Source organism: Micromonospora matsumotoense, assembly GCF_050951065.1.
Lineage (GTDB): Bacteria > Actinomycetota > Actinomycetes > Mycobacteriales > Micromonosporaceae > Micromonospora > Micromonospora matsumotoensis.
Window position 1 is genome coordinate 459,242 of record NZ_CP192025.1, and the last position, 24,997, is coordinate 484,238.

Genomic DNA, 24,997 nt, shown 5'->3' on the forward strand with positions numbered 1-24,997 from the left:
ATATGGTGTAAGTCCCCGGCTGCGGAGGTGGTTGTGCGTGACCCCCTGGCGGAACCTTCGGACCTGATCCGGAGCGTTTCCCGCGCGCTACGCGTGCTCGAGTCGGTCGGTCGTGCCCCCAAGGGGCTGACCGTCAAGCAGATCGCCCGGCGGTGCGAGCTGACCGTCGCCACCACTTACCACCTGGTCCGCACCCTGGCCTACGAGGGTTACGTGATCCGTCGAGAGGACGGCACCTACATCGTCGGCCTGGAGATCGCCGCCCGGTACCGCGAACTGGTCACCGCGTTCCGGGGGCCGGCCGCCGTGGGGGAGTCGCTGCGGCGGGCCGCCGTCGACACCGGATGGAGCCACTACCTGGGCCGGTTCGTCGGCGGCCAGGTGGCGGTCACCGCCGTCGCCGAGGGGGCCCGCTCGCCGTACCTGGAGGACATGGTCCCCGGCTTCGACGAGGGTGCGCACGCGACGGCCCTGGGCAAGGCGCTGCTGGCCACCCTCACCTCCGAGCAGCGCTTCCGCTACCTGCGCGAGTACGGCATGCGCCCGTTCACCACCGCCACCCTCACCAGCCCCGAGGCGTTCGAGGCGGACCTGGCCGCCGGTGACCGGCGGGGCATGCAGTTGGAGCTGGGGCAGTTCCGGCAGGGGGTGGCCTGCGCCGCCGTCCTGGTCACCCCGGACAAGGACATGGAACGGCGGGTGGTGCTGGCCTGCGCGCTGCCGGCCAGCGAGATGATGACCTCGGCCCGGGTGGTACGGGCCAAGCTGCTCACCGCCGCCCGTGCCGTCGCCGACGGCATCGCCGCCGACGTCTGACCCGCCACGGGCGAAGGCCCCCTCCCGGACCGAAGCGGGAGAGGGCCCTCGTGGTCGGTCCGGCGGCGGACCGACCCGGGGAGACGCGTCAGCTGCCGATCGGGCCGCCGTCGAGCCGCCAGGTGACCACCACGCCCGGCTTGGCGTAGTCGCCGTCCGGCCAGGTCGACGCCGGCTTCTCCACCGACGCGCCGGTGATCTCGCCGGGGTGCTGCACGGCCACGAACACCGACCGGTTGTCGCCGGTGATGAACGGCCCGCAGGTCTCCGCGCCCAGCGGCACGGTGAGGAACTGCTTGAGGTGCCCCCGCTCCGGCCCCTCGACGGCGGTGGCGAAGAGGCCGTCGTTGCTGCCCAGCGCGTTGCCGTCGGTCGAGATCCAGAGGTTGCCGGTGGCGTCGAAGGCGACGTTGTCCGGGCAGGAGATCGGCGACACCTTGGTCTTGTCGTACCCGGCGAAGTAGGTCGACGGGTCGGCCGGGTCACCGGCGACGATCGGCAGCGACCAGGAGAACGACTCCGCCGTGTTGTCACCCCGGTCCTCGACCAGCTCCAGGATCTGCCCGTGCTTGTTGAGGTTGCGCGGGTTGATCTCGTCGGCCGCCGGCTTGCCGGCCTTGCCCCGGTCGGAGTTGTTGGTCAGCGCCACGTACACCTTGCCGGTGAGCAGGCTCGGCTCGACGTCCTCCGGGCGGTCCATCTTGGTCGCGCCGACCTTGTCCCCGGCGAGCCGGGTGAAGGTGAGCACGTCCGCGGCGGTCATCCCGTCGACGTACGAGCGGTTGCCGCTGACCAGCTTGATCCACCGGCCGGTGCCGTTGAACGCGCCGTCGGCGGGCAGCTTGCCCGAGCCGTCGATCTCGGCGGCGCTGGTCTGGGCGAACTGCGCCACGTAGAGGGTGCCCGACTCCAGCAGGGTCAGGTTGTTCTTGCGGGCCACCCAGGAGTCGCCCGGCATGAACTTCTTGTCCGAGACGAACTTGTAGAGGTAGTCGAAGCGCTCGTCGTCACCCATGTACGCGACGACCCGCTTGTCCCGGGCCACGATCACGTTGGCGCCCTCGTGCTTGAACCGGCCCAGCGCGGTGTGCTTGCGCGGTCGACTCTCCGGGTCGAACGGGTCGATTTCCACGATCCACCCGAACCGGTGCGCCTCGTTCGGGTGCTTCGCCAGGTCGAACCGCTCGTCGGCCCGCTCCCACTTGCGGCTGCCGCTCGGGTAACGGGCGGCGGTGGTGATGCCGTACCGGTCGAACCTCGGCTTCAGCTCGGCGGGCGCGGCGTCGGCGCCGACGAAGTACTGGTTGAAGTTCTCCTCGCCGGAGAGCACCGTCCCCCACGGGGTGACCCCACCCGCGCAGTTGTTCAGCGTGCCGACCACCGTGCGGCCCTTCGGGTCGGCGGCGGTGCGCAGCCAGGCCGAGCCGGCCGCCGGGCCGGTCAGCTCGAACTTCGTGCCCAGCGCGGTGACCCGCCGGTTGTACGGCCGCCGGCCCTGGCCCACCGGCCGCCACTGCCCGGTGCCGTCCACCCGCTCCAGCTCCACCACGGACATGCCGTGCGCGGCCATCGCGGTGCGCACCTGCTCGACGGTGAGGTTGTCCAGGCCGGTGAAGCCGGGGAACATCAGGTCCTCGTTGGTGTACTCGTGGTTGACCACGAGCAGCGCCCGCTTGCCCCGCCGGTCCAGCGGCAGCACCCCGACGAAGTCGTTGTTGTAACCGAACTGCTTGGCCTGGGCGGCGGCGGTCTGCCCGCGCAGGTCGAAGCGGGGCGCACCGGGCAGCACCGGGTCGCCCCAGCGGATGACCACGTGGTGGTCGTACCCGTTGGGGACGACCAGCGTGTCGAGCTGGTTCGGCGGGATCGGCTTGAAGGTCAGCGCTCCGCTGCCGACACCGCGCTGCGGTGCGGTCGGGTTGCCGACCTCCGGCACCACGGGGGCGGCCGGCGCGGCGGCGGCGGGGGCGGCCCCGGCCAGCGCGCCGACGGCGGTGCTGCCGAAGCCGAGCACCAGGGCGCCCACGGCACCCGCCCGGACCACGCCCCGGCGGGACACCTCGCCCTCGACCAGGTCACCGAAGTAGGTGTTGTCGGAGGTGTTGGGCACCGGGTGGTCGCAGGCGTTGCCGCAGCGGTACAGACAGGTCATCGCATCGCGGCTGCCGTGCCGGGTGGCACCGAGCAGCGGGAGCAGCCGAGGACGGTCGCTCATGGAAGGAGCCTCCTGGAAACAGGTCGGTGGCACGCCGTTTTCACCTGCTCGACGTGCGTACCGGGCGGACGCTGCCAGGACGGGGTGAGCGGCCACCGGACGCGGTGTGAACCGGATGTGAACAGCAGTGGCCGGTGAACCGATCAGCGTCACGGCGCGTAGTAACGGGCGGACACATCCGCCGGACTCGTCGCGCGGGAAGCGAGGGATCACCATCAGCGACCACGACGCCCAACTGCTGCGCGCGCTGCACGACGAGCATGCCGAGGCGCTCTACACGCACGCGTTGCGGTTGGTCAACGGGGACCGCACCCGGGCCGAGGACCTGGTGCAGGAGACCCTGCTGCGGGCCTGGCGTCACCCGGAGTCGCTGGATCCACGACGCGGCTCGGTCCGCGCATGGCTCTTCACGACCGCCCGGAACCTGGCGATCGACGCCTGGCGGCGGCGGTCGACCCGGGTCGGCGAGGTGTTCACCGACGACCTGCCCGAGCCGCCGGAGACGATCGACGAGGCGGAGCGCGCGGTGGAGGCATGGACCATCGCCGAGGCGCTGAGCCGACTCAGCCCCACCCACCGGGAGGTGCTGGTGGAGTGCTTCTACCAGGGCCGATCGGTGGCCGAGGCGGCGGCCCGGCTGGGGGTGCCGGCGGGGACGGTCAAGTCCCGTACCCACTACGCGCTGCGTTCACTGCGGCTGGCCCTGGCCGAGATGGGGGTGACCGGATGACCCGCTGCGAGTTCGCACACGACGACGGCGCGTACGTGCTGGGTGCGCTCGCTCCCGCCGACCGGGCCGCCTACGAACGGCACCTGTCCGGCTGCGCGCCGTGCCGGGAGGCGGTGGCCGAGGTCGCCGTGCTGCCGGGCCTGCTGGGCCGGCTCGACCCGACCACGCTGGAGGAGTTCCTCCCGCCGCCGCCGGAGATCAGCCGGATGCCCGACCTGATCGCCACCGCCCGGGACCGCCGCCGTCGCGAGCGGACCCGCAACCGCCGACGGTACGCCGTGACCGCGCTCGTCGCCGCCGCGTTCGCCCTGGTGCTGGGCATCGGCGGGGCCTTCGCCCTGCGCCCGGCCGGCCCGCCCGCGCCGAGCACCCAGGCGGTGCGGATGGTGTCCATGGCACCGGTGTCGGCGAAGACCCCGGCGTTGCACGCGGAGATCGGCCTGAACGGCACCAAGTGGGGCACCGAGGTCACCATGCACTGCGGGTACGACGCGACGGCGGGCTACGGCAAGGCGAACACGTTCCGGCTGGTGGCGCGCGGCCCGGACGACGTGACGGAGCAGATCGCCTCCTGGCTGGCCGCCCCCGGTGACGACGTGAACCTGCGCGGCGCGACCCGGTTCACCGACGCCGACCTGGTCCGCCTCGAACTCCTGCGCGCCGACGGGACCCTCGTCCTCAGCTACGACGTCCGCTGATCCCGGGCCCGCCGGCCGGCACCCCTGTGTGGGCCGGTCCGGCCGGGCCGCCGGAGGTGCGGCCCGCGCCCGGTCGCTGGACCGGGTCGCCGTCGACGGTCACCGGCGCTTCGGTGGTGGGCCGGCCGGGTGTGCTGGTGCTGCGGTCCGCACCCGGTCGCTGCGGGTGCTGCGGTCCGCACCCGGTCGCTGCGGGTGCTGCGGTCCGTGCCCGGTCGCTGGGGGTGGTGCGGCGGTCGGCGGATGCTGCGCCGCGACGTGCTCAGTGGGCGGTGGCCGGGAGCGGGGTGTCGGTGCGGGCGGCGACCCGGTTCCGTCGGCCGTGCCGCAACGCGTCCAGGGTGAAGATCAGCAGGGCCAGCCAGACCAGGGTGAAGCCGGCCAGCCGGGCCGGGGGCATCGGCTCGTGGAAGATCAGCACGCCGCAGCCGAGCTGGAGGATCGGGGCCACGTACTGGAGCATGCCGAGCGCGGTCAGCGGCAACCGGTTGGCCGCGCCCGCGAAGAGCAGCAGCGGGATGGCGGTCGCCGCCCCGGCCGACACCAGCAACGCGGTGTGCCCCACCGAGACCTGCCCGAACGTCGAACCGCCCCGACTCGCCAGCCAGCCCAGGTAGGCCAGGGCCGGCAGCGCCAGCACCGCCGACTCGACGAACAGCCCCTCCACCGCCGGCAGTCCGAGCCGTTTCTTGGCCAATCCGTAGCCGGCGAAGCTGACCGCCAGGGCCAACGCCAGGTAGGGCAGCCGGCCGTAGTCGACGGTGAGCACCGCGACCGCCGCCGCGCCCACCCCGAGCGCCACCCACTGCGCCGGGCGCAGCCGCTCCCGCAGCACGAACACCCCGAGCAGCACCGACACCAGCGGGTTGATGAAGTAGCCGAGCGCGGTCTCCACCACCCGGTCGGAGTTCACCCCGTAGATGTAGGTGCCCCAGTTCACCGCGATCAGCGCCGCCGCGACACCGATCCCGGCCAGCGTCCGGGGGCGGCGGGCCAGCGAGCGCAGGAAGCCGATGTTGCGCAGTGCGGCGAGCAGCAGCGCGACGAACAGCACCGACCAGATGATCCGGTGGGCCAGGATCTCCACCGGCCCCGCCGGGCGCAGCAGCTTCAGATAGATCGGGAAGAAGCCCCAGATCAGGTACGCGCCGACGCCGTAGAGATAGCCGAGCCGCAGCGGAGTCACGTCCCCACCGTAAGGGGTGTGGCCCGCTCGGGCTCCTTGCCGGTGAGCGGGGTCACCGGCCGCTCACCCACTCCATCCACCGCTGCGGTGGGGCCGGTGTGAAGCCCAGCTTCGCGTACACCCCGTGGGCGTCGAGGGTGGCCAGGGCGATCCGGCGTACGCCGAACGCGGCGAGGTGGTCGCGGACCGCGCCGACCAGCCAGGTGCCCAGCCCGCGCCCCCGCGCCTCGGGGGCGACATAGACGTCGCAGAGCCAACCGAAGGTGGCCCGGTCGGTGACCACCCGGGCGACCGCCACCTGCGCGCCGTCCTCCGGCCGGTAGACGCCGTACGGGATCGACCCGGCGAAGGCCCGGTCCGTCGTCGCCCGGCTGCGGCCGAGCGCCCAGTAGGCGTCGGTGCAGAGCCAGTGGTGCACCCGGTCCCGGTCGATCCGTTCCGGGTCGGTGCTGAGCTGGTAGCCGTCGGGGTGGGTCAGTGAGAACACCCGGCCACGCTAGCCCCATCCGGGGTCGGCCCCGCCAGCTAATTCCCGCCCGGTGGCCGCATTCCGTCGGCCGGACGATGGCCCCAGCCCCAGCCCCAGCCCCGCCCCGCCCCGCCGTCAGGCGCGCAGGCGGGAGCCGGGAGCCGGGGGCCGGGAGCCGGGTCAGTCGCGATCGAGGATGGCGCCCAGGATCCAGGTCACGATGCCGACGAGGAGCGCGCCCAGCACCGCCTCGGGCCAGAACCCGTCCACATGGAACGGCAGGTCCGCCTGGTCGGCGATCCAGCTGGTGAGCAGGAACAACAGGCCGTTGACGACCAGCGCGATCAGGCCGAGGGTGAGTAGGTAGAAACCGCAGCCGACGGTCTTGATGATCGGCTGGAGCACCGCGTTGACCACGCCGAAGATCACCGAGACCAGCACCAGGGTGACGATCGCCTCGCCGGCTGAGCCGGTGTCGAGCGTGATGCCCGGGATGAGCAGTGTCGCCAGCCAGAAGGCCACCGCCGTGGAGCCCAACCGGATCAGAAGACCCTTCAGAAAATCCATGGCCGGGATCGTGCCACGCATGGTCCACCTGGGGAAACCACCATGGCCTCCCGATCCGGGCCCGCCGGCCGGTGCCGGTGGCGGATTCGACCGCCCGATCCGTCGGTCGGCGGCCGTGGCCTCCGGTCAGCGGCGGCCGGGCCGGCCGACCAGCTGTGACTCGATCGGGGTGGGCGACAGCAGCGCCCACCGCAGCGCCCGCCGGTTGACCACCGCGACCATGTCGTCCCGGATCCGGGTCAACCACTGCGCCGAACCACCCAGCCCCAACGCCGTGCCCGCCAGGGCGGCCTCCGCCGGGTCGAGGGGCTGCAGCACCGCCAGGTCGGCCCGGCCCAGGGTGTCGACGTCCGCCGGGGTCAGCTCGTCCCGAACCACCAGGGTGGACACCCAACCAGCCCCCGGCGGCGGCTCGCCGGCCACCGTACCCGCGTCGACCACCACCAGCAGTGGGCGCAGCGGCGAGCCGATCGCACCCACCGCCCGCCCGGTCGGGACCACCACGACGCCGCCCTGCTGCCCGCCGATCCCCCGCACGAACGGCGCCCAGGCGCGCGGTCGACCGGTCTGCACCAGCACCCCCGCGCCCAACGCCAATGCCCGCAGCACCAGCAGTTGGGCCGCCGCCAGTCCGCCGACCAGCACCAGCCGGGTGCCCTCGGCGCGGAACAGCCGGATGGTCACCGCGCCACCGTGCCGGTTGGCCCCCACCATCAGCCCGGCCCCGCCCAGGGTCAGCTCCGGTGGCTCCGTCTCCGGCGCGGTCGCCTTCGCCAGCACGGGCACCGCCACCGGCAGCGTGGCGGTCAGGCCGGGCAGTTGTGCGCCGTCGAGCCGGCGCAGCTCACCGCCGGCATCGGCGGCGAGCCGGCACAACCCCTCGGCGGCGAGTGCCAACCCGGCCGGCGACGAGGCGGCCAGCCGTACCGTCAGCTCGGCCGGTGGGGGTGCGGTGTCGCCGCCGGCCTGCGGGCCGGCGCAGAGTGACACGCTGGTGGCGGTCGCCGGCAGCGCCAGCACCCGGGCCACCAGCCGGCGGCCCGGATCGACCCGGGCGTCCGGCCACCGGACCACCCGGAAGGCGGCCTGGTGCAGGCTGCCGGTGCGCACCGTCGACCAGGTCTCCCGCACGGGCTGGCCCGCGTCGTGGTGGGCGAGTTCCCCCAGCACCCGCAGCGCCGCGTGCTCGCCGAGCGGTCGGGCCGGCACCGGCCCGATCCGGCGGACGATCCGACGTACCGTGCCGGCCAGCGCCCGGCGCAGGTCGCTGTCGGACCAGCCGGGCACCCGCAGCACCCGGACCGCGAGCAGGGCCCGCTCCTGTCCCGGGAGCCGCCCCTCGGTCAACTGCCGGTAGGACGTGCCCGCCGCGCCACCGGCCACCTCCACCGGCGGAGCGGGCACGGCGTGCAGCAGCACCTGCACCCGCACGGGTGGTTGCGCCGTCCCGGCCGGCGGCAGCAGCGTGCCGGGTGCCGGCAGCGGGTGGGACCGGTCGCCGAGCAGGTCACCCGGGTCACCCAGGTCGAGCAGGACGGTCAGCCCGGTGGCGTCGTCGATCACCCCCGCCGTCCCGTCGGCCAGCTCCACCGGGCCCAGCACCGCACCGGGGAGCACCAGGCCCAGCAGGGCCGTCGGGGCGGCCTCGGCGGGCAGCCCGCGTCGTCGGGTGACGTAGCCGGCGAGGGCGCCCCACCAGTCGAAGAGCCACCGCCCGCGCCAGCGCCCCCAGGCGAGGCCGGCCAGGACGACCGCCCCGACCGCGGCGAGCGCGGCCGGCCCCGGCCCGTGCCCGTACGCGGCGAGCGGCAACGCGAGCGCGACCTGCGCGGCGACCACCTGGCCGGCGCGTACGGCGGAGCCGGTGCGGGCCCGGGTCGGGACCCCGTGGGCTCCCGGCGGTTGACGCCGGACCGGACGATCGGTCGTGCTCGCCGTCACCGCACTCCTCCGTCGCGTTCTCGCCGCCGGTTCGATCAGATCGGATCTGAACGCGACGGAGGCGTGACCCATGGTAGTGGCCCGGTCGGTCCGATGGGGACCCTGGTTGGCCGCCCGTGGCGCGGTTGTCCACAGGGGAGATGTGCGGGGTAGCACAACCGCGATCGTGCGACTACCGTCAGCGACGAGTTTCGCCGACCATGTCCCGCCAGGCCCGGTGCCGGTGGACACCGTCCTCGATGGACGGCGTGGGGTCGGCACCGACCGACGAGACGAGGTGACGTCCGGATGGCCCAGACCCAGGCAGAGGCTGCGGTGATGCAGCGCACCGCCGCGAAGTTCGAGCAGGTCGACCAGTCGTTGCAGGCCATGCTGACCGGCCTGATGACCGAGTTGGAGGTGTTGCAGCAGGCCTGGCGGGGCGCCGGTGGGCGGTCGTTCGCGCAGGTCAAGCAGCAGTGGGGAAAGGACCAGGCCGCGCTGCAGCGGGCCCTGCGGGAGACCGCCACGGCCATCCGCACCGCCGGCCGGCAGTACGACGCCTCGGACACCGAGGCCGCCAGCCGGGTCGCCGGCACCAGTCGCGGCATCCAACTGCCGCTCTGAACCAGATCCGGGGAGGGACCATCCGATGGACCACGGTGTGCTGGTCGTCAACTTCGCCGCGTTGCACCAGGCCGGCGCGGACATCCAGAAGGCGTTGAACACCCTCGACTCACAGCTCGGTCAGCTGGAACGGGACGCCGCCCCACTGATCGCCGGCTGGGACGGCGAGGCCCGGCAGGCGTACGAGCAGCGGCAGGCGCGATGGCGCTCCGCCTCACAGGACCTCCAGGCGATGCTGCGCGACATCAAGCTCGCGGTGGACGACTCCGCTTCCGACTACCTCAACACCGAGAAGCGGAACGTCGGCCTGTTCCAGTGAGCCGTCCGCCCCGGCGGCAGCGTTCGACGATCCACCGGTCGAGCGCTGCCGTCAGGCGGACCCGGCCGGGTGCCAGCGGCGGCGGACGCCCCGGGGGAGCACCACGGCCAGCAGCACCACCACCGTCAGCACCCCGCCGGTGACCGTGGCGACCAGCAGCGCCCGGTCCCGGGTCGCCGCCCGGCGGTGCTGCCGGGCCAGCAGCACCGGGTCGGCCCGCTCCGCCGGCAGGGCCAGCGTCGACCGGACGGCCGGCCCGGGGCCGGTGCCGGTCTCCACCACCGCCCGGTACGGATTGAGCACGCCGGCCCCGTACCCGCTGCGTCGCCCGCCCGGTGCCGGATCGGCGGTGCCCACGATCCGGCGGGCCACCTCGGCGGCGCTGAGTTCCGGCCGGTACTGCCGCAGGAGCGCTGCGGTGCCCGCCACGAACGGGGCGGCGTAACTGGTCCCCTCGGCACGCTGGTGGCCCTGCCCCGGCGCGGCCATCAGCACGTCGCTGCCCGGAGCGACCAGGTCGACGTACGTGCCGACCTGCGAGAACTGGGCGCGGGCACCCGCCGGGGTGACCGCCCCGACGCCGAGCACCCCGTCGTAGGCCGCAGGGTAGGGCAGCGGGTCGCCACCGTCGTGCAGGTTGCCGGCGGCGGCCACCACGAGCACGTCCCGCCGGACCGCATAGTCGATCGCGTCCCGCACGGCCGGGTTGTCGGCGTACAGGACGACGGAGAGGTTGAGCACGTCGGCGTCGTGGTCCACGGCCCACCGGACGGCCCGGGCGAAATCGGCGGCGCTGACCGTACGCCCCGACTCGCGCCCCTCGACGACCTGCTGCTCGCTCACCCGTACCGGCAGGATGCGGGCCCCGGGCGCGAGCCCCCGGAAGGCGACCCCGGCACCCTCCCCGGCGGCGATGATGCTGGCCACTCCGGTGCCGTGACCGGCGCAGTCGCGGGTGCCGTCGCCGCCCGGGTCGAGGAAGTCCGCGCCGTCGAGCACCCGGCCGCGCAGTTGGGGATGCCGCCGGTCGACGCCCGAGTCGATCACCGCCACGGTGACGCCGGTGCCGGTGGTCAGGGGGGCGATCCGCTCCGGGGCGTACCGTCGCTGGGGCCAGGGGAGGGCGGCGACCGGCCGGGCCGGCGCGGGCGGGCTGGCGCAGGCCGGGGCGGCGCGGGCCGGGGTGACCGACGACACGGTGACCGCCGGCAGCGCGGCGAGCAGGGCTGCCGCCAGGATGATGGGCGCTTGTCGGCTGCCGGGTCGGGACATCGACCGCCTCCGTATCGTGTCGACTCCGGAACGGGATGTTAGCGCCTGGCCGGCGGCCGGGTGGGCCGCCGGTGACCGACTTATTGTGATCTTGTTTTCACCTTGTAGGTTGTACGCGACGCCTGTGGCCTGATCCGGGGAGGAGAGGTGGCCGTGACCGACTGGGAGCCGGCTACCGAGGCCGAGACGGCGATGCGCGACGCGCTGCGGGCCAGCGATCAGGAGCGCTACTTCCGGATTCTTGCTGGTACGGACCTGTTCCTCCCGGTTTCCGGGCAGGCGCTGGCCGGGGCGGCGCCGCTGGGCTGGGGCACCTGGACCACCGGTGGCCGGACCCATGTGCTGGCCTTCACCTCGGCCGCCGCGATGCACTCCTGCCTCGGTGCCTCCGCCGGTCCGTGCCGACGCAGCCGCTACGCCGACCTGGCCACCGAGTGGCCCAACCACGAGTGGTGGCTGGCGGTGAATCCCGGGTTGCCGATCGAGGGCTACCTGCCCGCCTGGTTCGTCTCCCAGCTCTCCCGGGGCGACGTCCGGCTGCCCGGCCGAGCCCCGGGTGTGCGGTCCCGTCCGGAGGCCGACCAGCTGTCGGGCCGGACCCCGGCCGAGGCGACGTCCGACGTCGAAGCGACCGCCGACCTCTCCGCCGGCCCCGCCGAGTGGGCCCCGCCCCGACCGGCCCCGCCAGCCACCCCGGTCCCACCCGCCGGTGGTGGCACCCGACCGGCGGGGGGAGCGCCGCTGACCGACGAACGGGGTCGTCCGGTCGCTGCACCCGGTGGCCTGCGGGACGTCGCTGCCGGGCCGCCCGATCACGGTCGGCCCGTCGGCCCGCCATCCCCCGACGTCGCCGCAGCGCCCGGCCAGCACAACGGCGGCTGGCCGGCGGTCCCCCGCCGTCGGGTCCTGGGCGAGGAATCCGTCGGCCCGGCCAACGGGCGCACCTCGTTCTTCGAACCCTCCGCCGTCCGGGGTGCCCCCCGGTCGCCACGGGACAACCCACTGCGAGCCGGCGAGCGGGCGACTCCACCGGCCCGACCGGGCCTGGGCGGTCAGCCCTTCCCCCGGCGACGCCCGGCACCCGCCCAGCCGGTCGCGGACGAGGCCACCCGGGCGTTCCGGGTCGGTCCGCCCGGCCAGCCGACCCGGCCCGTGCCGGGCAACGGCGCGGCGACCGCCGGCTGGACCCCGGACCCGCTGGCCGATGAGCCGACCCGGGCGTTCCGGGTGGGCCCGCCGGCTGCGGAGGCCACCCAGGCGCTGCCCCGTCGGCAGCCGGCTCCGGACGTGTCGTCGGGCACGCGGCAGCCGCCGGCCGGCTCCTTCAGCGGCCCGGCCGACGCGTTCGCCGGTCCGAACGGCACTTCCGGTGGTACGGCCGGCGCGGCCGGTCCGGTGCCGGACGAGGCGGAGGAGTTGCCGCCCACCGCCGCCGAGCCGGTCTCCGGGCCGCCGGCATCGCGCCGGGGGTTCACGCCCATCGTGATAGAGGGGGTGATCCTGGAGTCCCGCGACCTACCCGTCGTTCCCGCGCCGGTCCCGGCACCACCCGGCGTCCCGGCCTCACCGCCCGTTCCCGCGCCGCCGGTCGGCCCGGTGCCGCCTTCGGGCGGTCCGGCTGCCGAGGACACGGTCAACCTGAACGGGAACGCCGGACTGTTCGCCCCGCCCGTTCGGCCGGCCGCAGCGGGACCGGTCTTCCCGACGCCCGACACGGAGACGGCCGCCCGCCCCCGGCCTGCTCCCGACGACCTGTGGACTCCGGCCGCCGAGCGGACCGCGTCGACAGCCCCACCGGCGACGCCCCCCGCTGCGCCGGTAGCTCCCTCGGTTGCTGTGCCCGGCACGGCACCCACCGCCCCGGGCCCGCCGGCCGGCGGACCGGATGCGCCGCAGGCGTGGGGTGCGATGCCGGTTGCGGCACCCGCCCCGGCAGGTCCGCCCGGGCCGGGCACCCGGCCCGCGCCGGCCGCCCCGACCGGCAGCGCCGTGCCGCCGGCCGACAGCCCGGCTGCGGACGGTCCGCCGCTGGCCGGCCCGGCCCCGACCGCAGGGGTTGCACCCGACCCGGCGGCCACCGGCCAGCCCACCCCGACGGCTGCCGCCGGGACACCGGCGTCGACGGCCGCGCCGGTGGCACGCGGTGCCGACCCGGGCGACCTGTGGACGCCCGCTGCCGAACGGGCCGCGTCGACCTCCCCGGCGGCGGGTCCGGTCACCGTTCCGCCAGCCGAGGTCGGCATGACGCCCACGACGCCCATGCCGGTGGCCGCCCCGCCCGTGGACGACCCGGCCACCGACCCCGTCGACGCGCTGTTCCTGCCGGCCAACGAGGTCGAGGAAAACCTGCTGGAGGCCGTCGGTACCGGCAGCACCGACGGCTTCCTCTCCACCCTGCTGCTGGCCCGGGTGCTGCTGCCGGTCAATCCCGACTCGGTGACCGGCAGCCGGCCCGGCGAGCCCGGTTTCGAGTGGCGCACCGGCACGACGGACGGTGAGACGTTCGTGGTGGTCTACACCTCACCGGAACGGCTGGCCGAGCACGACGTGCCACCGGTCGAGACGATCGAGGTCCGCTTCGTCCAACTGATCCGGCGTTGGCCGGACCCGAGCTGGGCGTTCGCCGTCAATCCGGGCACCCCGGTCGGGGCCAAGCTCCCCGGCGAGCAGATCGTCGCCCTGGCCAGTTGGGCGGCCGACGTCGGGCTCGGTGACGAGGCGGACCTCGAACCGGTGGCCGCCGCCGAGGCACCGGCCGAACGCACCCGGTACGCCCCGCCGGTCACCGATCCGTCCCGTCCGGTGGTGATGCAGAAGGCGATCGCCCCGAGCCAGCTCGCCTACTACCTGGAGCGCGGCTACGACCGGGTCTCCGGTTTCGTGCACCGGGCCGGCGAGTTGGCCCACCTGACCACCCCGGCCGAGCTGCACGACGCCCTGGGACTGGGCTACCCGGACTCCCCCTTCGCGCGGGACGCCGAGGCGGCCTACGTGTTGCGCTGGCCGGCGTACCGGCCGAGTCTCTACCGCATCCCGTACGGCGGGCAGAACGAGGCGGCGATGCGGGCCATGGAGGGCTGGGTCATCGAACGCGCGCCGTTCCGGGGCAACGGGTTCGCGCCGGGGGAGAGCAGCGACGTGGTGGCCGAGTTCAAGGTGGACAGCGCCCGGCTGCCGCACGGGGCGCAGCTCTGGCGGATCGGCGCGGAGGGCACCGAGCGGGTGATCGCCGTCCTGGACACCGACGCGCTGGTCTGGCGACGGGTGGGCGAGTCGTGATGCGCGACGGCTACGTGGCCCGCTGGCAGGGGCGGGAATACCAGGTCAGCCCGGACGGCGACCACGTGCGGATCTACCAGCCGGAGCCCGCCGACGGCTTCGAGGAGGTACGCCCCGGCCGGTACGTGCGGGTCGTCCCGGCCGGCGAGGTCGAGGAGTTGGCGTACGTGCGGACCACCTGCACCTGGCAGGGGCAACCGTTCATCGTGCTCGGCGAGCATGACGGCTGGCTGCGGGTCGAGTACACCGGCGGCCGTTGGCCGGTGGCGCAGGCGATGGGGCTGGAGGTCTTCGACTTCGGCGTCTACCAGGGTTGGGCGCCGGCCGCCGGGGTCGCTGACCTCCGCGAACAGCGGGTCTGACCCCGGGGCGTGACCACCGCCGGGACCGGTGACGTCAGGACTTCGTCCAGCGCAGGATCTCGCCGAGCACCATGTCGCCGGCTTCCACGTGGGGGAAGTGGCCCACGCCGTCGAGCAGCCGCCACTCGTAGGGGGCGCTGACGTACCGGCCGGAGCCCTGCGCGGTGCGCGGCAGGGAGGCGACGTCGACCGCCCCGTGCAGTTGCAGGGTGGGGGTGACCAGGGGCTTCTGCATCAGCCGGACGAAGCGGTAGCCGTGCAGCCGGAGCACCGAGCGGAAGGCCCACCGGTAGCCCTCCAGGGCGCAGAAGGCGGCCTGCGGAATCAGCATCGCCTCCCGGCAGCGTTGCGCGTAGTCGGCGAACTCCGGGCCGGCCACCCACCGGGGTCCACCCCAGCGGCGCAGCATCTGCGTCACCTCGGCGGCGTCGTCCCGGGTGAGCACGTGCTCGTACCGGGGAAGCTGGAACTTCAGCGCCGGGGTGGCGGCGGCGAACTGGCCGCGTGGGTCGGCGAAGATGGCCGCGCGCAGCCGCAGCGGGTGGGGTGCACCGAGCACCACCAGCCGGCGTACCAGGGTGGGGTGGAACGAGGCGGCCGTCCAGCCGATCAGCCCGCCCGAGCCGGCGCCGACCACGGTGGCGGAACGTTCCCCGAGGGCGCGGATCAGACCGGCGACGTCGGCGGCGAGGGTGTAGCCGTCGTACCCCCGGGGTGGTTTGTCGCTGGCGCCGTAGCCGCGCAGGTCCACCGCGACGGCCCGGAAGCCGGCGTCGGCGACGGCCGGCAGCATGGTGTGCCAGGCCCACCAGTGCTCGGGGAAGCCGTGCAGGAAGAGCACCATCGGGCCGGTGCCCGCCTCGACGACGTGGAACCGGCTGCCGTTCGCGCCGACGAACCGGTGCGTCCACGGTCCTTCGGTGAGGACGCAGGACTCGTCGACGGGTCCGCCACGCTGCTCGGTCATGGGGCACAGCCTAGGACCTCGGCACCGGTCGATCGCCCTGCCGACCCGGACGGCACGGCCCGACCGGCGGGGCGTGGTGGACCGGGGCCGGCCGGATCGGGTGGAATCGGACCCGTCGCAGCGCCGCGACGGTTGAGCCGGCTCAGCGCACCCTGAGCGGGCTCAGTGCACCACGCTGATCCTGACGATGCCCACCGGGGTGCCGGGACCGCAGGTGGCGGCCGGGTCGGCCGGCCCGACGGTGACCAGGACGGTGGTGCCGGTGGCGAAGGTGCCCATGCCGGTGCCGTGCAGCGCGTACTCCCGGCCGTCGTCGGTGACCAGGCCGTAGCACGGGCCGTCGCCACCCCGGGTGATCCGGCCGGCGAGCAGGTCCGGTCGGCGCTGGTCGGTGGGGTGCCGTGGGGGCGCGGTGGGTCGCCACCGGGCCGGCGGCGGGGTGGCGGAGAGGGGTGCTGGTCGGCCGGCGGATGCGGCCGGGCCGGTGGTCGGTGGCCGCGTGCCGGTCGGCGAGGCGGTCGGCGGGGCGGTCGGGGTCCGGTCGTCGGTCACGGTGCCTCCGTTCCCGGCGCACCCGGCGTGGGTACGCGCAGGGCCAGCGTGCCACGTCGTCGGTGGGCCGGCCCACCACTCGTGTGGGGCCGGGGCGGCGGACACCAGAGCGCTCAAAAAGGGCCGATGCCCGGGCAGGAGACCTGCCCGGGCATCGGGTGTAGCGGGTGGTGCGTTGATCAGTGGATCAGGAGAAGCGGACCTTCACCGAGGTGCCGTTCTGCTCCACAACCTTGATCTTGGCGCCGGTCGCCGGCAGCTTGACGCCGTGGTTCGGCAGCTCCGGGTACCAGTACTGCTTGGTGTCGTCGAACAGCGGCTGCGCGGCCTGGCCACGGACGTACTGCGGCACGCTGTTGATGTGCAGCGTGAACGAGTCCGCCTTCTTCAGGCCGAACGGCGCGTCGTACACCTGGACGCGGGCCCGCCAGGGGGCACCGGTCAGGTTGTACAGCGGCTCCGGGTGCGCGTCGATGACCATGTTCCGACCCTCGCCCGGGTGGACGAAGGTGTCGTTGTCGGCCCACCGGAGGTTCCAGTAGGAGATCAGCAGACCCTCCTGGTACGCGTAGTGGTCCACGTAGTCCGGGCGGGTGTTCGCGTAACCGAAGTAGTACGGGCCGGTCTTGAGGTACTGGTCGTACGACACGTACGTCCGGTTGCCGGCGATGTAGTAGTTGTCGAACTTGCGGATGTAGGTCTCGGCCGCCACGGTGAACCCGTTCAGGGTCCAACCGGCGGCACCGGCCTCGGCACCATCGCTGAGCACGGTCTGCCCGTCGGCGGTGATGGTGATCGCGTCACCGAAGAAGCCGCCGTCGGAGACGCCGCCGTCGGTCTGGTAGCGCAGCCGGAACTGCACCACCTTGCCGGCCGCCGCGTTCATCGGGATGTTGACGTCGACCCACTGGCCACCGCTGGAGCCGTCCAGGGCGAAGCGCCCGGGGGAGATCTCCTTGAGGGCCTTGCCGTTGGCGGTACCCGGCAGGGTGGACCAGGTCTGGCCACCGTCGGTGCTGGCCTCGAAGAAGAGGTAGTCGTAGTCCTCTTCGATCGAGTAACGACCCTTCATGGTGAGCGCGGCGGTGGTCTTCCCGGTGAGGTCGATCGTCCGCGTCATCGTGGTGTTCAGGTCGTCGTCGTTGCCGGAGAAGAACTGCTTCGTCCCCTCGAACGGCTTGCCGTTCTGGAAGGAGTACTCCCGCTGCGGGAGCACCACCACGGCACCCTGCGCCTTGTCGGAGTTGTACTCCTGCGGGCCCAGGTTGAGGGTCTTCTGCTGGCCGGCCACCACGGTCTCGTAGTCGAGCCAGCCGAGCTGGAGCTTGTTCCACGCGCCGAGGTCGCCGCCCCGGTCACCGATGCCCTGGTCGTTCTTGGCACCGAGCCGGCTCTGGGCCATCAGGGTCCAGTGCTCGTTGTTGTTGTCCCCACCACTGGTGACGTTGTAGTCGTCCGGCAGACCGAGGTCGTGACCGTACTCGTGGTAGAAGACGCTCCGGCCACCGTTCTCCGGCTGGATCGTGTAGTCACCGATCCAGACGCCGGTGTTGCCGATCTGGGTGCCGCCGCCCGGGAAGGTCGACGGGCCCGTGCTGCCCTGGTCCGAGGCGAAGGCGTACCACCGGTGGCTCCAGATGGCGTCCTCACCCTGGATCGGGTCACCGTCGGCCTGGTCGCCGCCGGAGTGGACGATCTGGAAGTGGTCGATGTAGCCGTCCGACTCGTTGAAGTTGCCGTCGCCGTCGAAGTCGTACCGGTCCCACTCGTCCATCGACTTGACGTCGGCGGCGATCTGGGCGTCGGTGCGGCCGGCGGTCTTCTGGTCGGCAACCCACTGGTTGGCGGCGTCCCGGACCAGGTTCCAGGTGTTGTTGCAGGTGTTCGTGGCGCAGGGGTAGCCGTTGGAGCGGCCGTACCGGGCCTCGTTGTACTTCACCTTGACCCAGTCGGTGACCTCACCGTCGACGCTGTAGCGACCCGAGGACTGGGCCTCGTAGTACTGCTTCAGCGACTCGTCACCCTGCCCGGTGCCGAAGTACATCTTGCGGAAGTAGTCGGCGTTGTAGTCGGCCTGCCAGACGGTGGAGTTGTCCACCGCCCGGTTGGGCGCCGGGATCTCGTTGTGCAGCGGTCCGTCGAACCGGGTCGGGCCGGGAACGGCCGGGGCCGTGTCCTGGTCCGGGTAGCTCGGGTGCCGCTCGTTGCCGAACTCCGCGAGGATGACGAAGATCTTGTCGGTCTTCTCGCGGCCGAGTTCGACGTACTGGTCCTGCGTCTGGGCGACGCCCGAGGTCGTCGTCCGGGCGTTGTTCCGCCCCGCAGCCTGGGTCTTGCCAACCTTGACGACCGTGCTGCCGTTGATCTTCTGCGCCTTGGTCTTGCCCGAGATGACCTCGCTGAGGCCCTCCTGGCGCAGTGCCCGCCGCTTGGTTTCGAGCGGGTTGGGCAGATCGTGGTCCGCGTTAGCGGGCTCCGCGATCGACGGGGCGGCCGTCGGGAGCTTCGGCGTCGGCGCGGCGCTGGCGGACGTACCCGTCACCAGACCTGTCGCCGTCAGCGAGAGCCCGAGCAGACCCACTGCGACTTTGCGCACGTGGTACCTCCGGTGTGAGGGAACCGGCCCAACGGGGGTACGGGCCGGCGTAAGACGTCCCACTAGTGGGACCCATGGTGAACATAGACACTGCCGGGACGGGTGGGAAGATGTCCGCGTCGATTTGTTGCAAGATTTTGATGAGATCGCTTTTCACCGTCACACACCGCATGTTCATCAACGGTCATGAGCAGCGCGGACGCCCCGGCAGGGAATCGTAGTGATGTATTTCGATTGGATTGCCGCGATGCGTGAAACAGTGGGCCGGCGGCATCTCCGCCACCGGCCCACTGTTCACCAAACGGTCAGTTGCTGACCTTTACCACCGCATCGCCGGGCGTACCCGACACGGGGTTCAGAACTTCGCCGGAGTGATCCGGACAACCGCGTACGAGTTGTCCGGCGCGGCCGACTCGATCTTGATGGAAACGCCGTACCGGACCTTGGCGTCGGAGGGGTTGCCCGTGCCGAGCACGATCGCCCCACCGCCCAGCGTCACCCCGTAGAACTCGGTGGCCGGCGTGCCGTCCGGGTTCACCACCCGGGTGGTGTACGGCTTGTTGCCCCGCGACGGGACCACCACCGAGGCGTCGTTGTCGCGGGCGTACGGCGCACCGTCGCGCATCTCGATGCCCGGGTACCAGCCCTTGGCGTCGTTGAAGCCCGACACCGGGTGCTGCCGCCCGAACTTCGTGCAGTACGCGCTGTACGGCTCGTCCGCCGCCTCCAGGCACTCGGTGAACGGGTACGTCGGGGTCAGCGAGAACGCCGCGTTCGCCGACTGCGGCCGGCTCGGCAGGTTGTCCAGCACCGACGGGTCCTTCGTCGCCGCCTCACCGGTCCGCCGGAGCGGATCGTAGTGCGAGTCCACGATCAGCAGTCCGCCCTTGGCCCCGTAGCTGGGCAGCGCGGTCATCTGGCCGGTGACGTGGTTGACGTCGCCCAGCATCGTGTCCCGGTACCAGACCAGCATCCCCGGCGCGTTGTACGAGACCCGGTCCACCTTCCACGCCTCGTGCGAGTAGACGGTGTCGTAGGTGTACTTCAGGCCCATGTCGAAGCCGTCGAAGTTGCGCCACTCGGCCAGGTAGTACTGCGCCTTGACCTGGGTGCCCGGGTCGATGTGCCAGCCCGCGCCGGTGGTGTCGGTGAACGTGCCACCGGTCAGCGTCCAGCCGTTCGTGCCGCTCTCCACGTCGTCGCTGAACGTGGTGGCCCCGCCGCCGGTGACCGAGAGGTCGTCGGCGAACCAGCCCCGCTCCTGGAACGCCTCGTCGGTGGCGTACCGCAGCCGCACCTGCACGGTCGTCCCGGCGTACGCCGACAGGTCGATCCAGTCGTGCCGCCAACCGGCGGTGCTGCCGGTCAGGCCGTACTTCTTGTTGCCGAAGTCGACCATGCGGCCGTTCGGGTCGGCGTAACCGTCGTTCGTGGAGACCAGCGCGCCGGCCGCGTCGTACACCTTCTGCTCGGCCCAGGTGGCGCCGCCGTCGGTGGAGACCTCGACGAAGCCGTAGTCCCAGTCCTCCTCGATGACGTAGTTGTTCCACATCCAGAACTTCGCGTCGGTGGCGGCCGGAACGGCCACCTGCCGACCGAGCTTCACGTCCGCCCAGGCCTGGTCGGAACCGCTGTACCACATCCCGGTGCCGCTGTGCGGCTGGGCGAGGGTGACCACCTTGTCCGGCAGGTCGATCTTGATGCCGTCCTGGGTGCCCACCGGGGTCCGCGAGGTCTGCCCGAGCGTCGCCGTCCGGTTCCGCGTGCCGGGGGTGATCGTCAACGGATCGGCCCAGCCCAGCACCCACTTGTCCCAGATGCCCATGTGCGTGGGCAGCGCCTGGAAGATCTCCCCGCTGTGCGAGCCGGACGCCATCAGGTCCCAGAAGTCGACGTCCGAGTCGGCGTTGCCGGAGGTGTCGTAGAGGTCCGGCAGGCCCAGGTCGTGACCGAACTCGTGGGCGAAGACGCCGACCCCGGCGTCCTCCGGCTGCACGATGTAGTTGGACGCCTTCAGGTTCGTGCCGGGGATGGTGTAGCCGCCGGCGACCGTGGAGGAGTGCGCCCAGACGGCGTACACGCCCTGGTCGCCGCCGCCGCGGGACTTGCCCTGACCGGCGTGCACCAGCACCAGGTGGTCGATCACCCCGTCCGGCTCGTTGACGTTGCCGTCGCCGTCGCGGTCGCCCTGGTCCTCGATGTCGTAGTCGGCCCAGGGGAAGTTCGGGTCGGTCGCGGCCAGCGAGTCGATCGCGTCGGTGGCGAGCCGCCCCGCGCCCTGCGGGTTGTCCGGGTGGCCGTTCATCGCCTGCTCCCGGCCGGCGACCCAGGCGCCGGTCTCGTCCTGGAAGCAGCGCGAGGCCGCGTACCAGCCCTCCGAGTGCGGCACGGTGATCCACGGGCTGGCCTGCCCGTCCACCGTGTACGCGCCCTTGGACATCTCCAGGTACATGTTGTGCATGGTGCGGCCGGACAGGTCGATGCCCTTCTTGCCGTCCGGGCCCTTGAGGTCCTTGCGGACCCGCTCGGTGATGCCCTTCTTGGTGTAGAGCATCTTGTCGAAGTGGGCGGGGGAGAAGTCCGGCACCCACATCGAGTTGTTGTCCTCGTGCGGCAGGGTCGCCGGGTTGGGGATGGTGTTGTGCTTCGGCCCGTTCTGCACGGTGCCGGGGACGCAGGTGCGGTCCTCGAAGACCGTCTTGGGGACCATCACCCCGGTGAAGTCGTCGTTGGCCTGGTCGTTGAACTCGACCAGCAGGGTGAGCAGCTTGGCCGTCTGGGTGCTCTTGGCCTTCTTGAACGTGCGCGGGCTCTGCCCGGTGCGGATCGCCCGCGCCTCGTTGCGGGCCAGTTCCCGGGCGGCCAGCGGGTTGCCGCCGGCGAACTTGCGGTCGTACGCGCGGGCCTCGTCCGCCGCCGGGGTGCGGATCCCGTCGGCACCGCGCACCTCCTTACCGGCGGTGTCCGGCTGCACCTCCGGTTCGGCGTAGTTGAGGTAGTGCTCGTCGGCCCCGATCCTGGTCGGGGTGGCCGGCCCGGCGGGCTGGGCCGCCGCGCTGCCGGTCACGGTCAGCGACGTGGCGACGAGGGCGAGGGTGGGCAACGCGACGAGTAGGCGTCGGCGTGCGCCGGTGGGCGGGAAAATGTTCATGCCACTCCGTTTCTCGGGCATGGGAGAGGGATCGCCGGTGACCTACGTCGAACCGAGTCGATATTGCTGAACCTAGATGAGGAAGGTTCACCACCGGAAGGGGGCACCGACGCCTCTGCCCGTTCAGCCCGCGTCGGCTCCGCCTACCGACCCATCCGTACCCCTGAAAAGACGGTGGGTGCCGGTCCACGTGGACCGGCACCCACCGTCGGGTACGGCGCTGGTCAGTCCTCGTCGGACTTCCCGCCGCTGAGTCCGGAGGAGATCAGCTCCATCACCGAGGAGTCCTGGAGCGTGGTCACGTCACCGAGCGACCGGTTCTCGGCCACGTCCCGCAGCAACCGGCGCATGATCTTGCCGGACCGGGTCTTGGGCAGCTCCGGCACCAGCATGATCTGCCGGGGCTTGGCGATCGGGCCGAGCGTCTTGGCCACGTGGTTGCGCAGCTCGGTGATCAGCCGCTCGCCCGCCTCGCCCGAGACGTCGGCGGTGCCGCGCGGGATGGCGAACGCGACGATCGCCTGCCCGGTGGTCGGGTCGGTCGCGCCGACCACCGCCGCCTCGGCCACCGCCGGGTGCGACACCAGCGCCGACTCGACCTCGGTGGTGGAGATGTTGTGCCCGGACACCAGCATCACGTCGTCGACCCGGCCGAGCAGCCAGATGTGCCCGTCGTCGTCCTTCTTGGCCCCGTCACCGGCGAAGTACATCCCCTCGAACCGGGACCAGTACGTCTCGATGAACCGGTTGTCGTCGCCCCAGATGGTGCGCAGCATCGACGGCCACGGCTCGCGCAGCACCAGGTAGCCACCACCGCCGTTCGGCACCGACTGACCCTGGTCGTCCACCACGTCGGCGACGACACCGGGCAGCGCGGTCATCGCCGAGCCGGGCTTGGTCGCGGTCACCCCGGGCAGCGGGGAGATCATGATCGCGCCGGTCTCGGTCTGCCACCAGGTGTCCACGATCGGCAGCTCGTCCCGGCCGACGTGCTGGCGGTACCACATCCACGCCTCCGGGTTGATCGGCTCACCGACGCTGCCCAGCAGGCGCAGCGACGACAGGTCGAAGCCCGCCGGGATGTCCTCGCCCCACTTCATCATGGTGCGGATCAGCGTCGGCGCGGTGTAGAGGATGCTCACCCGGTACTTGTCGACGATCTCCCAGAACCGACCCTTGTGCGGGGTGTCCGGGGTGCCCTCGTACATCACCTGGGTCGCGCCGTTGGCGAGCGGGCCGTACACGATGTAGGAGTGCCCGGTGACCCAGCCGATGTCGGCGGTGCACCAGTAGACGTCGGTCTCGGGCTTCAGGTCGAACACCGCGTGCGCGGTCCACGCCGCCTGGGTCAGGTAGCCGCCGGTGGTGTGCAGGATGCCCTTCGGTCGGGCCGTGGTGCCGCTGGTGTAGAGGATGAACAGCGGGTGCTCGGCGTCGAACGCCTCCGCGACGTGCTCCGCCGACGCCGTCTCCACCGCCTCGTGCCACCAGTGGTCCTTCGCCGACCAGGCGACCTCCTCGCCGGTACGCCGGACCACCAGCACGTGCTCGATCGACGGGCAGTTCGCCACCGCCTCGTCCACGGTCGGCTTCAACGCCGACGGCTTTCCCCGGCGGTAGCCGCCGTCGGCGGTGATCACCACCTTGGCGCTGGCGTCGGAGATCCGGTTGCTCAACGCGTCGGCGGAGAAGCCGCCGAAGACCACGCTGTGGGTGGCGCCGATCCGGGCGCAGGCCAGCATCGCCACCGCCGCCTCGGGGATCATCGGCAGATAGATCGCCACCCGGTCACCGGCGACCACCCCCAGGTCGGTCAGCGCGTTCGCCGCCTGGCAGGTCAGCCGGTGCAGGTCGGCGTAGGTCAGGGTGCGGGTGTCGCCCGGCTCACCCTCCCAGTGGATCGCCACCCGGTCGCCGTTGCCCGCCTCCACGTGCCGGTCCAGGCAGTTGTACGCCACGTTGAGCCGGCCGCCGACGAACCACTTCGCGAACGGTGGGTTCGACCAGTCGAGCACCTCGTCCCACGGCTTGGCCCAGGCCAACCGGCCGGCCTGCCGCTCCCAGAAGGCGAGCCGGTCCGCGCCGGCCTCGTCGTACGCGCCGGCGGTGACGTTGGCCTCCGCGGCGAGTGCGGCCGGCGGTGGGAACTGGCGCGTCTCGTTCAGCAGGTTGGCCAAGGCCTCGCTCATGCGGTGACTCCTTCGTCGGGTGACCTGCGTCTCCTACCTGGCCGAGGTTAGTCCGGGCGGTTGTGGACCGCGACACCCCCGGTGCCGGCCGGCGCGCTCAGCGGCCGTCCCGGCGCGCTCGACGGCCCACCCGCCCCGACCTGCGCCGACCTGATCAGGATCGGACTCGACGGCCCGATGCGCTGATCTTGGCAGTCACCGGTCGATCCCGGCCGGTTCGGTGCGCCGACCCGCCCGCCGGGCAGGTGGGAGCCCCCGGTGGACCCGGTCGCCCTCCCGGCGGGTGCCGTCCGGCGCGGGCCGCCGGGTCGCTAGCGTGGCGAGGTGACCACCGACCCGCTCGCGCCGCTGCTCGCGCTCGCCGACATCGCCCCCGCCGTCGAGCAGGCCCGCGAGCGGGTCGACCAGGCGATGCGGCACCGCGCGCTGCGCCGCCACGGTGGCCAGGTCGCGGCCGAGGTCGGCCTGCGCTGCGCGGTGGCCAGCGCCGCCCTGGAGGGGTACGACCACGAACGCGAGGCGGTCCGTGCCGGCACTGTCACCGAGCCGGTGCTCCAGGGGGCGCTGCGGGTGGCCGGGGCGCTGCCCGGGTTGACCGACCGGTGGGCGAAGGCCCCCCGGCAGGCGCTGGCCCGGCTGCACGTGCTCGCTGCCCGGGACGTGGTCGCCGAGGCCGAGCTGGGGCGTCCGGTCGCCGATCCGGTGGTGGCCGCCCGGCTCGACGGGCTGGCCGGCCTGGTCGCCGGCGGGACGACGGTCCCCCCGCTGATTCTCGCCGCCGTGGTGCACGGTGAGCTGCTCAACCTGCGGCCCTTCGCCGGCCCCTCCGGGGTGGTCGCCCGCGCGGCCGCCCGGCTGGTGCTGATGTCCCGGGGGTTCGACCCGCGCGGCCTGGTCGCCGTCGACGTCGGCCACCGGGAGCGGGAACCGGAGTACGTCGGCGCGGCCGGGGCGTTCGCCACCGGCACCCCGGACGGCCTGCGCTCCTGGCTGCGGCACTACCTGAGCGCGGTCGAGGTCGGCGCGGACCAGCTCACCCTCGTCGGCGACGAGATCATCGCCGCGGCCTGACCGGTGCCATC

The 24,997-nt window shown here is 72.9% G+C and carries 18 protein-coding genes and 2 pseudogenes; 9 read left to right on the plus strand and 11 right to left on the minus strand.

All coding sequences use genetic code 11. From position 1 onward, the window contains the following. Positions 1–33 precede the first annotated feature (33 nt). On the plus strand, positions 34–816 hold the full coding sequence (locus tag ACQP1S_RS02255; RefSeq protein WP_363669766.1) for an IclR family transcriptional regulator: 783 nt from the start codon (positions 34–36) through the stop codon (positions 814–816). 88 nt (positions 817–904) lie between these two features. On the opposite strand, the gene ACQP1S_RS02260 is transcribed toward ACQP1S_RS02255, so the two are convergent. Beyond that, entirely contained in the window at positions 905–3,031 is a 2,127-nt protein-coding gene (locus ACQP1S_RS02260) for a PhoX family protein (protein ID WP_432902445.1), read from the minus strand. A gap of 214 nt (positions 3,032–3,245) precedes the next feature. On the opposite strand from ACQP1S_RS02260, the gene ACQP1S_RS02265 reads away from it, so the two are divergent. Then, positions 3,246–3,761, plus strand: coding sequence for a sigma-70 family RNA polymerase sigma factor (locus ACQP1S_RS02265; protein ID WP_176738963.1), 516 nt, complete (start codon positions 3,246–3,248; stop codon positions 3,759–3,761). Then, the gene (locus ACQP1S_RS02270) at positions 3,758–4,459 is read left to right on the plus strand and encodes an anti-sigma factor family protein (RefSeq protein ID WP_432902447.1); all 702 of its coding nucleotides are present in this window, start codon (positions 3,758–3,760) and stop codon (positions 4,457–4,459) included. The genes ACQP1S_RS02265 and ACQP1S_RS02270 overlap by 4 nt, the downstream gene beginning before the upstream one ends. 262 nt (positions 4,460–4,721) lie before the next feature. Here the strand turns inward: ACQP1S_RS02270 and rarD are convergent, their stop codons facing one another. The 4 genes and pseudogenes from rarD to eccE all read right to left on the minus strand — a co-directional run bounded on the left by rarD (position 4,722) and on the right by eccE (position 8,668). After that, positions 4,722–5,645: an EamA family transporter RarD gene (gene rarD / locus ACQP1S_RS02275; protein ID WP_432902449.1), complete on the minus strand. Its 924-nt coding sequence runs from the start codon at positions 5,643–5,645 to the stop codon at positions 4,722–4,724. After that, positions 5,642–6,132: pseudogene (locus tag ACQP1S_RS02280) on the minus strand (GNAT family N-acetyltransferase). The gene rarD and the pseudogene ACQP1S_RS02280 overlap by 4 nt, the downstream one beginning before the upstream one ends. Positions 6,133–6,294: 162 nt before the next feature. Next, the gene (locus ACQP1S_RS02285; protein WP_357773369.1) at positions 6,295–6,681 is read right to left on the minus strand and encodes a phage holin family protein; all 387 of its coding nucleotides are present in this window, start codon (positions 6,679–6,681) and stop codon (positions 6,295–6,297) included. A 126-nt stretch (positions 6,682–6,807) separates the two neighbouring features. Beyond that, a pseudogene (eccE, locus tag ACQP1S_RS02290) lies at positions 6,808–8,668 on the minus strand (type VII secretion protein EccE). A gap of 242 nt (positions 8,669–8,910) precedes the next feature. On the opposite strand from eccE, the gene ACQP1S_RS02295 reads away from it, so the two are divergent. Both ACQP1S_RS02295 and ACQP1S_RS02300 read left to right on the plus strand, forming a co-directional pair. Next, a complete protein-coding gene (locus tag ACQP1S_RS02295) occupies positions 8,911–9,228 on the plus strand; it encodes a WXG100 family type VII secretion target (RefSeq protein ID WP_091244456.1) in 318 nt (105 codons plus the stop codon). 25 nt (positions 9,229–9,253) lie between these two features. Next, positions 9,254–9,547 carry a WXG100 family type VII secretion target gene (locus tag ACQP1S_RS02300; protein ID WP_432902452.1) on the plus strand — a complete coding sequence of 98 codons (294 nt, stop codon included), beginning with the start codon at positions 9,254–9,256 and terminating at the stop codon, positions 9,545–9,547. Positions 9,548–9,598: 51 nt separating this feature from the next. Here ACQP1S_RS02300 and mycP read toward each other — a convergent pair whose 3' ends face one another. Then, positions 9,599–10,819: a type VII secretion-associated serine protease mycosin gene (gene mycP, locus ACQP1S_RS02305; RefSeq protein ID WP_091244462.1), complete on the minus strand. Its 1,221-nt coding sequence runs from the start codon at positions 10,817–10,819 to the stop codon at positions 9,599–9,601. 153 nt (positions 10,820–10,972) lie between these two features. Between mycP and ACQP1S_RS02310 the strand changes: the two genes are divergently transcribed. Further along, positions 10,973–14,098 (plus strand): SseB family protein, encoded by a 3,126-nt coding sequence (locus ACQP1S_RS02310; protein ID WP_432902455.1) that lies wholly within the window; start codon positions 10,973–10,975, stop codon positions 14,096–14,098. Continuing rightward, on the plus strand, positions 14,095–14,460 hold the full coding sequence (locus ACQP1S_RS02315; RefSeq protein ID WP_091244465.1) for a hypothetical protein: 366 nt from the start codon (positions 14,095–14,097) through the stop codon (positions 14,458–14,460). The genes ACQP1S_RS02310 and ACQP1S_RS02315 overlap by 4 nt, the downstream gene beginning before the upstream one ends. 34 nt (positions 14,461–14,494) lie before the next feature. Here ACQP1S_RS02315 and ACQP1S_RS02320 read toward each other — a convergent pair whose 3' ends face one another. From ACQP1S_RS02320 to acs, 5 genes are all read right to left on the minus strand, one after another. Then, positions 14,495–15,427 (minus strand): alpha/beta fold hydrolase, encoded by a 933-nt coding sequence (locus tag ACQP1S_RS02320; RefSeq protein WP_091244468.1) that lies wholly within the window; start codon positions 15,425–15,427, stop codon positions 14,495–14,497. A 162-nt stretch (positions 15,428–15,589) separates the two neighbouring features. Further along, entirely contained in the window at positions 15,590–15,979 is a 390-nt protein-coding gene (locus ACQP1S_RS02325) for a hypothetical protein (protein WP_432902457.1), read from the minus strand. A gap of 187 nt (positions 15,980–16,166) precedes the next feature. Then, positions 16,167–18,560, minus strand: a complete 2,394-nt coding sequence (locus ACQP1S_RS02330; RefSeq protein ID WP_432907726.1) for an immune inhibitor A domain-containing protein — start codon at positions 18,558–18,560, stop codon at positions 16,167–16,169. Between the two features lie 370 nt (positions 18,561–18,930). Continuing rightward, positions 18,931–21,726: an immune inhibitor A domain-containing protein gene (locus ACQP1S_RS02335; protein WP_432902459.1), complete on the minus strand. Its 2,796-nt coding sequence runs from the start codon at positions 21,724–21,726 to the stop codon at positions 18,931–18,933. Between the two features lie 224 nt (positions 21,727–21,950). Continuing rightward, complete coding sequence (gene acs / locus ACQP1S_RS02340) at positions 21,951–23,915, minus strand: acetate--CoA ligase (protein WP_432902461.1); 1,965 nt, start codon at positions 23,913–23,915, stop codon at positions 21,951–21,953. Positions 23,916–23,975: 60 nt separating this feature from the next. Between acs and ACQP1S_RS02345 the strand changes: the two genes are divergently transcribed. Both ACQP1S_RS02345 and ACQP1S_RS02350 read left to right on the plus strand, forming a co-directional pair. Next, positions 23,976–24,101 carry a hypothetical protein gene (locus tag ACQP1S_RS02345; protein WP_363669789.1) on the plus strand — a complete coding sequence of 42 codons (126 nt, stop codon included), beginning with the start codon at positions 23,976–23,978 and terminating at the stop codon, positions 24,099–24,101. A gap of 138 nt (positions 24,102–24,239) precedes the next feature. Further along, positions 24,240–24,986, plus strand: a complete 747-nt coding sequence (locus ACQP1S_RS02350) for an oxidoreductase (protein WP_432902463.1) — start codon at positions 24,240–24,242, stop codon at positions 24,984–24,986. Positions 24,987–24,997: the final 11 nt, after the last annotated feature.

Bases quoted from the DNA above. Each gene is read 5' to 3' on its own strand.
- ACQP1S_RS02260 (WP_432902445.1), bottom strand. From the start codon at position 3,031: ATGAGCGACCGTCCTCGGCTGCTCCCGCTGCTCGGTGCCACCCGGCAC.
- ACQP1S_RS02270 (WP_432902447.1), top strand. From the start codon at position 3,758: ATGACCCGCTGCGAGTTCGCACACGACGACGGCGCGTACGTGCTGGGT.
- ACQP1S_RS02285 (WP_357773369.1), bottom strand. From the start codon at position 6,681: ATGGATTTTCTGAAGGGTCTTCTGATCCGGTTGGGCTCCACGGCGGTG.
- ACQP1S_RS02295 (WP_091244456.1), top strand. From the start codon at position 8,911: ATGGCCCAGACCCAGGCAGAGGCTGCGGTGATGCAGCGCACCGCCGCG.
- ACQP1S_RS02300 (WP_432902452.1), top strand. From the start codon at position 9,254: ATGGACCACGGTGTGCTGGTCGTCAACTTCGCCGCGTTGCACCAGGCC.
- mycP (WP_091244462.1), bottom strand. From the start codon at position 10,819: ATGTCCCGACCCGGCAGCCGACAAGCGCCCATCATCCTGGCGGCAGCC.
- ACQP1S_RS02320 (WP_091244468.1), bottom strand. From the start codon at position 15,427: ATGACCGAGCAGCGTGGCGGACCCGTCGACGAGTCCTGCGTCCTCACC.
- ACQP1S_RS02335 (WP_432902459.1), bottom strand. From the start codon at position 21,726: ATGAACATTTTCCCGCCCACCGGCGCACGCCGACGCCTACTCGTCGCG.
- acs (WP_432902461.1), bottom strand. From the start codon at position 23,915: ATGAGCGAGGCCTTGGCCAACCTGCTGAACGAGACGCGCCAGTTCCCA.